A 12,114-nucleotide genomic window follows, 5' to 3' on the forward strand; every position below is an offset into this window, starting at 1 on the left:
TGTACCCTGAGCTTTGATGCGTATGATTTTTAGTTCATATATCATCGTGTCGGTATACTAGTATACCGTCTAAGAACAACAGATAGTGCTATGCTGATTGAAGATCTCCTTGATTTATTCTATGGATTTGCCATTTGTACTTCAAAAATTCAAGAAGGAGCAGAATGGACTTTCTCTCTGTGGGAAAAAATGCTACAAGACAAAGCGTTGTATGAATCTTATCTGTCTGAAAAAGATGATTACACAGCAATATACGCCAAGGAAATTTGTGCATTGCTGCAAACTCCTCCGATATGACACAATGATAAAACAGAAAGGAATTTACACGAATGTTTACACTCTTAAAAACCGAAGGACATGCCCGAAGAGGCATCTTTGAAACCGTACACGGCACCATTCAAACGCCGTTCTTTATGAACGTAGGTACCTCGGCAGCAATCAAAGGCGGCATTTCCTCCATTGACCTGATAGATTTGAAGTGCCAGGTGGAACTTTGTAATACCTATCATCTACATCTGCGTCCGGGTGATAAGATCATACATCAAATGGGTGGCTTGCACAAGTTTATGAACTGGCATCGCCCTATTTTGACAGACAGCGGCGGATTTCAGGTGTTTTCTCTGGCGAAGCTGCGGCGTATCAAGGAAGAGGGCGTTTATTTCCAGTCCCACATTGACGGCAGACGTATCTTCATGGGTCCGGAAGAGAGTATGCAGATTCAGTCCAATCTTGGCTCTACTATTGCCATGGCATTTGATGAGTGCGTGGAAAATCCGGCACCATTGGACTATGTGAAAAACTCCTGCGCACGAACTACACGCTGGCTGATACGCTGTCAGAACGAGATGAAACGCCTGAATGCAATGGAGGGTACCATCAATCCTCAGCAGATGCTGTTCGGCATCAATCAGGGCGGTACCTTTGACGAGATCCGTGTCTCCCATATGCAGGAAATTGCGCAGTTGGATCTGGACGGCTACGCCATTGGCGGTCTTGCGGTGGGAGAACCTACGGAGGTCATGTACCATATCATTGAGCAGGTCGAACCGCTCATGCCGGTGCACAAGCCGCGTTATCTCATGGGCGTGGGCACACCATCCAATCTCATTGAGGGTGTGTATCGTGGTATCGACATGTTCGATTGCGTTATGCCCAGCCGCAATGCACGTCACGGTACGATTTTCACATGGGACGGCATTCTGCATATTACCAATGCAGCTTATGAGACGGACTCTCAACCCCTTGACCCGAAGTGTGATTGTCCCGTTTGCCGGAACCATTCCCGTGCCTATGTGCGTCATCTGTTCAAGGCAAATGAACAGCTCGGGGGACGCCTTGCAGTGGCACATAACCTTTACTTCTATAATACGCTCATGGAAAAAATTCGTGATGCACTGGATGCCGGGAAATTTACACAGTTCCGCAAGGACTACAGCGAACGGCTGGCGCAGCGAATCTGATTTTAACCAGATGGGAGAAACATTCAGGAAATATGCAGCAAAAAGCGGATGCCGCAAAAACAGCATCCGCAATATATCTTATGAACAAGTGAAAATATGACGTGAAATTATTCGTAGATCGGCTCCAGGACAGCATACTTGCCGTCAGAACGCTTGTAGACCACGTTTACCTCGCCGGTATTGGCATTGGTGAACATGAAGAACGCATGTCCCAACAGATCCATCTGGAGAATCGCTTCATCCAGATCCATGGCGTGCATCACAAACTTCTTGTGACGAACGACTTCGTGTTCTGCTTCGGCAACGGGCTCTTCCAGCATGTCCACAAAAGCAGCTTCTTTCAGCTTCTTTTCCACACGTGTCTTGTTCTTGCGGATCTGGCGAATGATCTTATCTACGGAAGCATCCAGTGCGTCTTCCTTATCAACAGCAGATTGCTCTGCACGATAAATCATGTTGTTATAAGTAACAGTCAGTTCGATCACCATCAGGTTCTTGTGATTTGCCATGGTGATCTTAGCTTCTGCCTCTTCACCGAAAAACTTGTCAAGTTTGGAATTCAGACGGTTTTCCGCATATTCTGTGAAATTCTGTGGGATCTGCATTTTTTTTGCTGTAATTGTGATTTTCATGATAATTCCTCCTTCTACAGCGTTTTCCATGAGACATTGCATTGCCGGATAGAAAAGCTGTTCGTTTCTCCTATTATAACATACTTCTATTTTTTTGGCAAGCACATTCTGATTTTTTGTATAATTCCAACAAAAAACGAACTGCATTTTAGTGATATTGTCTTGGCTCCACATGTATTCTTTGGCGATTTCTACAAAATGCAGAAAAGCATCTTGCATATTTCACAAAAATCGATTATGATACATATGGACGTATTCTCACCGGGGAGGTGTATTTGCTATGTTTGAAAAAATCATGGCTTCTTTGCAGGAAATTCCTGCATATTCGATTCTGATCAGCGCAGTGGTCGTTGTCTTTATTGCTTTCAGCATTCTCACCATGTTCGGAAAGGCAAGGGAAGAAAAAGAGGTCGAACAGCTTCGCTGGAACAAAGTGAGTGCCCATATGGCACTGTATGATACTGCAAGAAGAGTTGTTATCCCTCTGGAGGCAGACGAAATTCTGGTGGGACGGCACGGTGCTGCCGATATTCGGTTTTCTGATATGAGCGTTTCACGATATCATGCGGTGCTCTACGTATCCAATGGTATCTGGAGCGTGATGGATCTGGATTCCAAATCCGGTACATTTGTCAATGGGCGGAAGATACGCTCACAGGTGAAGCTGAAAGACATGGACGAGATTCGTTTCGGCAACAAAACTGTTATTATCCGACAGCGAAGGGGGAAACAGCAGCATGTATAAAAATGGCATATCTTATGCAAAATGTACCGCAATGGTGTTGCTGACGCATGTGATCATGCTTCTGGCGATTCTACTGCGGGGAAAATATGATACTCCCCAGGACATTCTGCCTCTGGCAGCGGCAGTTATCGGGCTGGATATTGTGTACAGCGCAGTGCTGCGTTTGTGTTACCGGCAAATGACATATACCTTGGACTTTGTGCTGTTGCTGCTGATCAATATCAGCGTTATTTTTCAATCCTGTTTCGGCGGCGTGGGGTTTGCGTTCAAGCATTACGTGACCTGTATTATCGCCCTTGTTTTCTGTCAGCTGGGATTTCTGCTGACCCGGAACCATGTATGGATTCAATCGAAAAAAATCGTTTTGTACGTCATTCTGGGTGCATTGATCCTGAGTATCCTGCTTCTGACAGGAAGCCGCAGTATGTGGATCAACCTGGGACCCATCAGTATTCAGCCGTCAGAATTTATGAAACCGGTCTTTGTCCTGATCTGTGCCACATCCATCCGGGAACAGCACGAAAAGAAGAAGATACTGTTCTTCTATGTTTCCAAAGAGATGATGATCCTGACAGGTGCATTTATCATTATCGTTGGCTTGCAGTGGTGGTGCCGTGACCTGGGTTCTCTGCCGACTTTTGCAGCAGCATATGGCTGTGCGCTAGTTTGCCGGCTTTGTTATCCGAAGGCAAGGTTTTCGAAAAAAACAGTTATCGGCTTGAGTGCCGTCGGCGTTGTTCTAGTTCTGCTTGCACTAAAATTTGCACCAGGATATGTGCAGGATCGTCTTTCGGTGGATATCTGGAACCAAATGGAGGGTAACGGATATCAACAATGTAAAGCGCTGATTGCCATCGCAGAAGGTGGTCTATTCGGTAAAGGACCCGGCTGCGGTTCTTTGTACAAGGTCTTTGCATCTGACACAGATATTGTCTTTTCGACTATCTGTGAAGAATGGGGATTTTTGGTGGCGCTGCTGGCAATTCTCATTATTATGAGCATGCTGTTATTGCCCATGATCAACAAGCCTAGAAGTTATTTCCATACCACAATGATCCTGGGTGTTGTTGCCGTAATGATCGTTCAGATGGGCTTGAATATCTTTGGTTCTTGTAATCTGATCCCGTTTACCGGCGTTACCATTCCCTTTATTTCACAGGGAGGCAGTTCCATGATCACAAGCGGTTTCCTTGCTGGTATGTTAAAAGCAGGACAATCACCGGTATTCCGTAAACCAGAACCAAAGAAAAAGAAACCTGCAAAGAGAAAGGCGGCTATCGCATGAAAAGTATCCAAAGCATCCGGCGAGGCGAGCGCCTGACCATTCTGATCCTTGTTGCGTTTTTCATTGGAATGGGTATCCTGGTTTTTAAAGTCGTTCGGGAATCCTCGTTTTATATGTCGCATTCAGATGATGTCACATTGGGAAAAGTGTATGACAGAAACGATCAGATATTATTTGATCCGGATGCCAGCATGGAAATCTATGAGGCGGATTATTTTATAGACGTGGGTAATGTCATCGGCGATGACAGTGGTCAGATGACTAATACGCTGGTTTCGGAGAATCTGGAAAGCTTGCAGAATTATAGTCTGATTTTCGGTGCAACACAGCATGGACAGACGGCGATTTATTCCACACTGGATCATGAAGCCAATCGGGCGGTTTACAATGCATTCGGAAATAAGAATGGTACTGCCATCGCCTATAATTATCAGACGGGGGAAATCCTGATCTGTGTCAGCAAACCCAGTGTAAATATCCTGGACAATTATGCAAACATTGCGGAGTTGCCCGAAGGGAGTTTGATCTGCAAGGCATTCTATGAAACCACTCCCGGTTCTACACAAAAGATCGCAACAACAGCTGCTGCATTGGAAGCATTCGGCTATGATGGGCTAATGTCAAGATCCTACAATTGCAGTGGGATCTATACTACAAAGTATAACCAGCAGATTAAGTGTCATGATCTCAGCGGGCATGGAACGCAAAATATTGTACAGGCATTTGAAAACAGCTGTAATCCTTTTTTTGCACAGTTGGTACAGGATATGCCCCTGGATCGTATTATTACTACCTATTCACGGATGGGAATTGCAGTCAATGAGAAAAAGCCAAAAAAAATTGAATTTGATGGTATTTCTTCTTTCAGTGCATCTACCAAATTGACAGATACCAGTGATTTTGACACCATGTGGAGCTGTATGGGACAGAGTGAAGCCTTGGCAAGCCCATGTCAGATGATGCTCTGGGAAAGTGCCATTGCCAATGACACAGGAACTGTGACCAATCCGCATCTGATCGACCATACAACAGGCGTTACCGGCAGCACAACATATTCAGCCGAGACCAGCTATGGTGACGCGATTTTTTCTGCCGAGATTGCCAGTCAAATCAAGCAAATTATGCGGCAGAACGGTCAGGAAAAATATGCTTCCATCGGATATCCGGTGGGGGTAAAAAGCGGTACGGCACAGGTAAATAACGGTGCTTCGGAAAATTCACTTCTCGTTGGATTTAACGATGATCCAAATTTTCCGATCGCATTTTGCGTGGTTATTGAAGATCGGGTTTCCGGAGAACTTTCTACTTCGGAACTAGTTTCCACGATGCTGCAAGCACTGGATAAATCATAAAAATACAAAAAGTCTCACTGCACATTGTTTTGTGTAGTGAGACTTTTTTGTTACAGATATATAAATAGATCAAAGCAGATTGATCTGCTTGAACATATCCTGCATTTTACGGTCAGTTGCCGCAATGGTTTCGGCACACTCTTTCAATTCATCTGTCAGAGTCGCTGCAACCTTTGGATCTCCGGTAGATTTGTAGTGCAGCTGATGCTCCAGACTTGCCCAGAAATCCATAGCAATGGTGCGGATCTGGATCTCAACAGGTGCTGTCTGCCTGCCGTTAGACATATAGACCGGTACATCCAGAATCATATGAAAACTGCGGTAGCCATTGGGTTTTGGATTTTTGATATAATCCTTGATCTTGCGAAGCTGAAAGGCACTGTGCTTTGTGAGCAGATCTGCAATGGCATAGATATCGTCAATATAACAGCAGATAACACGCACACCGGCAATGTCGGTCAGATTGTTCCGAGCACTTTCCGGCGTAATCAGCATTCCTTTCCGCTGGAGTTTTCCCACAATACTCTGGGGCGTTTTGATGCGGCTTTCAATGTTATGGATGGGATTCCTCTGAAATCGCATACTGAACTCATTGTCAAAAATATTCAACTGCGCCTTGACAAGCTCAATGGCAGAATCGTAGAGGTGTTCTAGTTCCAGAAAGGAATAAAACACGTCCTGGATCTGGTCTTCTTTTTGTGTTGGAACAACATCCCGGATCGCATCCAGGTAAAATTCTTTATCATCCATAGTATATCACCTTCCCTGAGAAGAAAACGCACACAAATCGGCTCACTTGTGTGCGTTAAAAAGTAGATACGTTTTTTTACGGGAGCAGACGGTTGATATCACGTGGGAACATGCTTGCCTGACGAACATTGGACAGTCCCAGAAGCTTCATGACAAGTCGTTCCAGACCAATGCCCAGACCACCATGAGGCGGCAGACCATACTTATGGGCTTCCAGATAATACTTGAAGTCCTCCGGATCCAAACCTTGTGCGTGCATTTTGTCCAGTTGTTCCTGATAATCATGGATACGCTGACCGCCGCTTGTGATCTCCAGACCACGGAACAGCAGGTCAAACTTGTATGCCAGACGAGGATCTTCTCTTGAATTCATAGCATAAAACGGCGGTTTTGAGGACGGGAAGTGGGTGACGAAAATAAAGTCACTGCCAAAGGTCTCCTTGGCATATTCGCAGATAGCGACTTCATCTTCCGGCTCCAGATCCAACTTATTCTTTGAACCCTTATTACCCAGGATCTCCTTTGCTTCCAGCAGGGTAACACTGGGAATTTCATGAATGACCGGAATATCTGCTTCCAACAGTTCCAGCTCATAGACATAATTCGCACGGAGATAATCCATAACATAGCGCAGCATGGCAGTCTCCATTGCCATAACGTCATACATGCTGTCAATATAGCCCATTTCGAAGTCCAGACCAATATACTCGTTGATATGACGAGAAGTGGCGTGCTTTTCCGCACGGTACACCGGAGCAATCTCAAAGACACGGTCGAAGAATGCCACAGCAGTCTGCTTATAGAACTGAGGGGACTGGTTCAGGAATGCGGGCTTATCGAAATATTCCAAATGGAAGATATTTGCGCCGCCTTCGGCACCTTGTGCAACGATCTTCGGGCTGTGGATCTCAGTAAATCCTTCTTTGAGCATAAACTCCCGGAAACCGTTCGCAACACCTTCCTGAATCTTGAAGATGGCACGTTCGTACACATTGCGCAGTGCAACAGAACGATTATCCAGGTTGATGTCCAGTGCACAACCCAGCTTCTTGTTAGAAACCTTTAGCGGATACTCCGTATTGGAATTTGCGATGACCTGTAATTCAGACAGCTGTACTTCAACACCGCCTACTGCCTTTTCGTTCTTTGTAACAGTACCGCGGATCCAGACGAAGTTGCCTTCTCGCAGACCATCCATGGAATCCTTGCACTGTTCCGGTGTATACAACGACTGGATCAGATATCGTCCGGTACGCAGAATAACAAAGGCAAAACCGCTCATCTGGCGGATCTTATGCACACAGGCACGGATCGTGATCTCTTCGCCTACGTGATCCGCTGCATCGGCAAAATTAAATTCATGAAGCAGATGGTCAGTATTGATTTGGAGAATGCCGTCTTTTCGTTTCGGCTGATACTTTGCTTCGTTTGAAAAAGGCGTGCAGGTATTTTCAGCTGCTGCTTTTGTTTCAGTATCCTGTTTCTGCGTATCTTCTGTTTCTGCTCCTGGTACAGCTTCTGTCAACTTTTTCTCCAGCAGTTCCTTGATCACGCCGGGTGTGCATACACCACGCAGTGCTTTTGTGCACTGACCCATGAGGAATCCAAATACCTTCTTTTCGCCGCTCTGATACTGTGTCACTGCGGCTGCATTTTCAGAAAGGATGGATGCGATCATCTCTTCAGCCTTAGCCGTATCGTTCACAATGAGCATACCAGACTGTTGCGCAATGGTTTTTGCATCCTTTCCGGTTTCAATCATCTGACGGAGAATCTTTTTTGCATCGTTTTTGGATACCTTTTCAGTATCTGCCATCTGCACCAATTCTGCAAATTCCTGCGCAGTGAAGGGGAGTGCTTCCATGGAAACTTCACCCAAGTTTACACGGCGCAGCAGCTCCACAATAATGAAGTTTGCGATGCTCTTGGGCTGATTGTATGCCGCTACAGCTTCATCGTAGAAATCAGAAACACGCTTCTGATTGATCAGGATCTGCGCATCTGTTTTGGACAAGCCGTACTGTTCCGTATAGCGCTTCATACGCTTGTGCGGCAGTTCCGGCAGCATTGCTTTGATGGAATCCAGCATTTCATCGGTGAAGTTCACCTGGAGAATATCCGGCTCTGGAAAATAGCGGTAGTCGTGGGCATTTTCTTTGCTTCTCATAGAAGAAGTCTCGCCCTTGTTTTCGTTGAAACGGCGTGTTTCCTGTACTACCTGCTTGCCTGCATCCAGCAGTCTGGACTGGCGCTTGATCTCATAGTTGATGGCACGAGTGATGGATTTCAGGGAGTTCATATTTTTGATCTCTGCGCGGGTTCCCAGCTTTGTATCGCCCGGACGCATAATGGATACGTTGACATCACAACGCAGAGAGCCTTCTTCCATTTTACAGTCACTGACGCCGGCATATTGCAGTAGGAGAATGACCTTTTCAATAAATGCCTTTGCCTCCTCAGCAGAGGAAATATCCGGTTCAGTTACAATCTCTACCAGTGGAATGCCGCAGCGGTTGTAGTCTGCCAAGGATACTGCGTTAAAATCATCGTGTACAAGCTTTCCGGCATCTTCTTCCAGATGGATATGGTTGATGCGGATATCTTTTTTGCCGGCAGAGGTCTCGATCTCTACTTTTCCCTCCAGACAGAGAGGACGGTAAAGCTGAGAGATCTGATATGCCTTGGGCAGATCGGGGTAGAAGTAGTTCTTTCGGTCAAATACGGAGAATTTATTGATATCGCAGCCCAGTGCGAAGCCTGCCTTTACAGCATACTCTACAGCGGTCTGGTTAATGACCGGGAGTGTGCCCGGCATACCAGTGCAGACCGGACAGCAGCGGGAATTCTGACTTCCGCCGAATTCAGCACTGCATGTGCAGAACACCTTGGATTTTGTCAGAAGCTCGGCATGGATCTCCAGACCGATTACAGGAATATAGGATGACATAATAAAACACAGACCTCCTTAAAGTACTGGTGCAGCCGGTGTGAATTGCTGCTCAAAGGCATCAGCCACCTGCAGAATCGTCGATTCGTCAAACTGCTTTCCCACGATGGACATGCCGATGGGCATACCGGACGCATTGTAACCGCAGGGTGTGGAAATTGCCGGTAGGGAAGCGATATTGACAGTAACAGTGCAGATATCTGCCTGATACATTTTTGCCGGATCCGAAATATTTTCATCCACGCCATAGGCTACAGTCGGAGAAGTCGGTGTCAGGATTACATCGCAGCTTTCAAAGATATGGGCATATTCAGCGGTGATACGCTGCTTCAATGCCATTGCCTTGCCATAATATGCATCATAGTAACCGCTGGAAAGGGCGTAATTTCCAAGTAGGATCCGGCGCTTTACTTCATCACCGAAGCCTTCGCTTCTGGAGTTGCAGATCAGCTCCTGGAAGGTATCTCCAATCTCACTGCGGTGACCATACTTAATGCCGTCATAGCGAGAGAGATTGGACGAAGCCTCTGCCGATGCGATCAGATAATAAGCGGCAACGGCATATTTCAGACTGGGCATGCTGCACTCTATCAGCTGAGCACCCATAGCCTCGTACGTCTTTGCGGCATTCAGAACGGCGTCACGTACTTCTGCATCAATGCCTTCTGCGTAGAATTCCTTGGGCAGTGCGATCTTCAACCCCTTAATATCTTTTCCCAATTTTGCTGTGAAGTCCTCTTTGCTGCGCTTAGAAACAGTACCGTCATGGGGATCATAGCCTGCGATGGCGTTCAGCAGCCATGCACAGTCTTTTACATTCTTTGCAATAGGCCCGATCTGGTCCAGAGAGGAAGCGAAGGCTACCAGTCCATAACGGGAAACCCTGCCGTAAGTCGGCTTTAAACCGGTAACGCCACAGAATGCGGCCGGCTGACGGATGGAGCCGCCGGTGTCGGAACCCAGTGCAGCTGCTGCCAGAGAAGCAGATACACAAGCGGCAGAACCGCCGGATGAGCCACCCGGTACGCACTCTGTATTAAACGGATTGCGTGTTTTCGCAAATGCTGATGTCTGTGTAGAACCACCCATGGCGAATTCGTCCATACTGGTTTTTCCCAGCATGACCGCATCCTGTGCCATCAGCTTTTCCATAACTGTGGCATTGTAAGGCGGCACGAAGTCCTCCAGCATCTTGGAAGCACAGGTTGTCCGGATGCCGTTGGTACAGATGTTGTCTTTGATGGCAATAGGAATGCCGCAGAGCATTCCGGCTTCACCGGCATCGATCTTCTTTTGAGCAGCCGCAGCATCTGCCATGGCACGTTCAGATGTTACTGTGATATAACTTTGAATCGTATCATCGTACTTCGCAATGCGATCCAGATAACCCTGCGTCAGTTCCGGTGCGGAAATTTCCTTGCTGTCCAGCATTTTGCGCAGGCGTTCTATTGTCAATTGCGTAAAATCCATAGTTTTTCTGTCCGCCGTTTTCGGCGAACACCTCCTTTATTTCGATTTTGCAGATCATTCTACGACCTTCGGTACGACGAAGTAATTCTCATCGTTGACCGCATTCTGCAGAATTTTTTCCGTGGGGAAACTGTCAGCCTTGACATCCTCTCTCAGATCGTTCAGGTAGATATCCTTATTATCTGCCAGCGCATCATATCCTACATCGATTTCCTTTACGGTATCCATGGTCTCAATGATGCTTGTCATTTCTGCTGCCATTTTTTCCATTTCTTCCGGTGTAAAGCTGAGCTTTCCCAGTTCTGCCAGATAGGCAATCATCTGTAAATCCAATGCAAACCCTCATTTCTTTTGGTTTTGAAAAACGCCGCAGGATGCAATCATGTTCGCAGAACTGCGGCATCTTACGATCTGTTTTATTATATCACAATCCATCTGATATTGCAAGGATTTTCTTTGACAGAAGCATAAAATTCCCGAATTTGAAAAAAAATTCTGGATACAGCTTGATTTTTTCTTGTATTTTCAGTATAATAGAAAATGACAATGCATTGGGCAACACCGCACAGAGGGCGTCTGACGGCTTTGTAAGGTATTGCCATAGATTGGGAGGTTTCATATGCTGACTTTTTCAAAAATGCACGGCATTGGTAATGATTACATCTACATCAACTGCTTTCAGGAAACAGTGACCGACCCGGAAAAGCTTTCGGTTTTCATGAGTGATGTCCGATTCGGCGTTGGTTCTGACGGACTTGTTCTGATCCTGCCTTCAGAGGTTGCAGATTTCCGGATGCGTATTTTTAATGCAGACGGTTCTGAGGCAATGATGTGCGGTAATGCGACCAGATGTATCGGCAAGTATGTTTACGACATGGGTATGACAGATAAGACGGAAGTCTCTCTGGAAACCAATTCTGGGATAAAATATCTAACACTGTACCCTGGCACTGACGGTAAGATCGAAAGTGTTAAGGTAGATATGGGCAAGGCGATTCTTGAACCCCGAGAGATCCCTATTGATTCGCCACTGGATCGGTTCATTGCACAGCCTGTGACAGTGGATGGCACGGAATATGAGATAACTTGTGTTTCTATGGGGAATCCTCACGCAGTTGTATTTCTGCCGGAAATAGATTCACTCGATCTAGAAAAGATTGGCCCGTCCTTTGAGCATCATCCGCTGTTTCCGGATCGGGTGAATACAGAATTTGTCCGAGTGATCGATGACCATACACTGCAAATGCGTGTCTGGGAGCGTGGAAGCGGTGAGACCTTTGCCTGCGGTACAGGTACATGTGCGACTGTCGTTGCTGCTGTCCTGAATGGTTTCTGCAAAAAGGAAGAGGAGATTCTGGTACATCTGTGCGGCGGAGATCTGCGAATCATTTATCACAAGGATGAAACTGTCACCATGATCGGCCCTGCAACATATGTATTTGAGGGGAAAATGGAAGAGCCTGTTCTGTAAAA

11 protein-coding genes are annotated in these 12,114 nt (G+C 46.3%); 6 read left to right on the forward strand and 5 right to left on the reverse strand.

Features of this window, described 5'->3' with window-relative positions:
• Positions 1 to 90 precede the first annotated feature (90 nt).
• Both QZ375_RS08385 and tgt read left to right on the forward strand, forming a co-directional pair.
• Positions 91 to 297 carry a hypothetical protein gene (locus QZ375_RS08385; RefSeq protein WP_295217844.1) on the forward strand — a complete coding sequence of 69 codons (207 nt, stop codon included), beginning with the start codon at positions 91 to 93 and terminating at the stop codon, positions 295 to 297.
• 32 nt (positions 298 to 329) lie between these two features.
• Entirely contained in the window at positions 330 to 1,460 is a 1,131-nt protein-coding gene (gene tgt, locus QZ375_RS08390) for a tRNA guanosine(34) transglycosylase Tgt (RefSeq protein WP_295217846.1), read from the forward strand.
• Positions 1,461 to 1,567: 107 nt separating this feature from the next.
• Here tgt and raiA read toward each other — a convergent pair whose 3' ends face one another.
• Positions 1,568 to 2,092 carry a ribosome-associated translation inhibitor RaiA gene (gene raiA, locus QZ375_RS08395; RefSeq protein ID WP_295217848.1) on the reverse strand — a complete coding sequence of 175 codons (525 nt, stop codon included), beginning with the start codon at positions 2,090 to 2,092 and terminating at the stop codon, positions 1,568 to 1,570.
• A gap of 280 nt (positions 2,093 to 2,372) precedes the next feature.
• On the opposite strand from raiA, the gene QZ375_RS08400 reads away from it, so the two are divergent.
• Genes QZ375_RS08400 through QZ375_RS08410 form a run of 3 tightly spaced genes read left to right on the forward strand, consistent with a single transcriptional unit; the run spans position 2,373 to position 5,474 of the window.
• On the forward strand, positions 2,373 to 2,837 hold the full coding sequence (locus QZ375_RS08400; protein ID WP_295217850.1) for an FHA domain-containing protein: 465 nt from the start codon (positions 2,373 to 2,375) through the stop codon (positions 2,835 to 2,837).
• On the forward strand, positions 2,830 to 4,122 hold the full coding sequence (locus tag QZ375_RS08405) for an FtsW/RodA/SpoVE family cell cycle protein (RefSeq protein ID WP_295217852.1): 1,293 nt from the start codon (positions 2,830 to 2,832) through the stop codon (positions 4,120 to 4,122). The genes QZ375_RS08400 and QZ375_RS08405 overlap by 8 nt, the downstream gene beginning before the upstream one ends.
• Positions 4,119 to 5,474, forward strand: a complete 1,356-nt coding sequence (locus tag QZ375_RS08410; protein WP_295217854.1) for a penicillin-binding transpeptidase domain-containing protein — start codon at positions 4,119 to 4,121, stop codon at positions 5,472 to 5,474. The genes QZ375_RS08405 and QZ375_RS08410 overlap by 4 nt, the downstream gene beginning before the upstream one ends.
• 69 nt (positions 5,475 to 5,543) lie before the next feature.
• Here the strand turns inward: QZ375_RS08410 and QZ375_RS08415 are convergent, their stop codons facing one another.
• The 4 genes from QZ375_RS08415 to gatC all read right to left on the reverse strand — a co-directional run bounded on the left by QZ375_RS08415 (position 5,544) and on the right by gatC (position 10,974).
• Positions 5,544 to 6,224 (reverse strand): GTP pyrophosphokinase family protein, encoded by a 681-nt coding sequence (locus tag QZ375_RS08415; RefSeq protein WP_295217857.1) that lies wholly within the window; start codon positions 6,222 to 6,224, stop codon positions 5,544 to 5,546.
• Between the two features lie 76 nt (positions 6,225 to 6,300).
• Complete coding sequence (gatB, locus tag QZ375_RS14285) at positions 6,301 to 9,171, reverse strand: Asp-tRNA(Asn)/Glu-tRNA(Gln) amidotransferase subunit GatB (protein ID WP_365728681.1); 2,871 nt, start codon at positions 9,169 to 9,171, stop codon at positions 6,301 to 6,303.
• A gap of 18 nt (positions 9,172 to 9,189) precedes the next feature.
• Complete coding sequence (gene gatA, locus QZ375_RS08430) at positions 9,190 to 10,641, reverse strand: Asp-tRNA(Asn)/Glu-tRNA(Gln) amidotransferase subunit GatA (protein WP_295217859.1); 1,452 nt, start codon at positions 10,639 to 10,641, stop codon at positions 9,190 to 9,192.
• Positions 10,642 to 10,695: 54 nt separating this feature from the next.
• Entirely contained in the window at positions 10,696 to 10,974 is a 279-nt protein-coding gene (gene gatC, locus QZ375_RS08435) for an Asp-tRNA(Asn)/Glu-tRNA(Gln) amidotransferase subunit GatC (protein WP_295217861.1), read from the reverse strand.
• 289 nt (positions 10,975 to 11,263) lie between these two features.
• Here gatC and dapF point away from each other — a divergent pair, with 289 nt between their 5' ends.
• On the forward strand, positions 11,264 to 12,112 hold the full coding sequence (dapF, locus tag QZ375_RS08440) for a diaminopimelate epimerase (protein ID WP_295217922.1): 849 nt from the start codon (positions 11,264 to 11,266) through the stop codon (positions 12,110 to 12,112).
• Positions 12,113 to 12,114 lie beyond the last annotated feature (2 nt).

The sequence above is a fragment of the Ruminococcus sp. genome (assembly GCF_019417665.1).
GTDB lineage: Bacteria > Bacillota > Clostridia > Oscillospirales > Ruminococcaceae > Ruminococcus_C.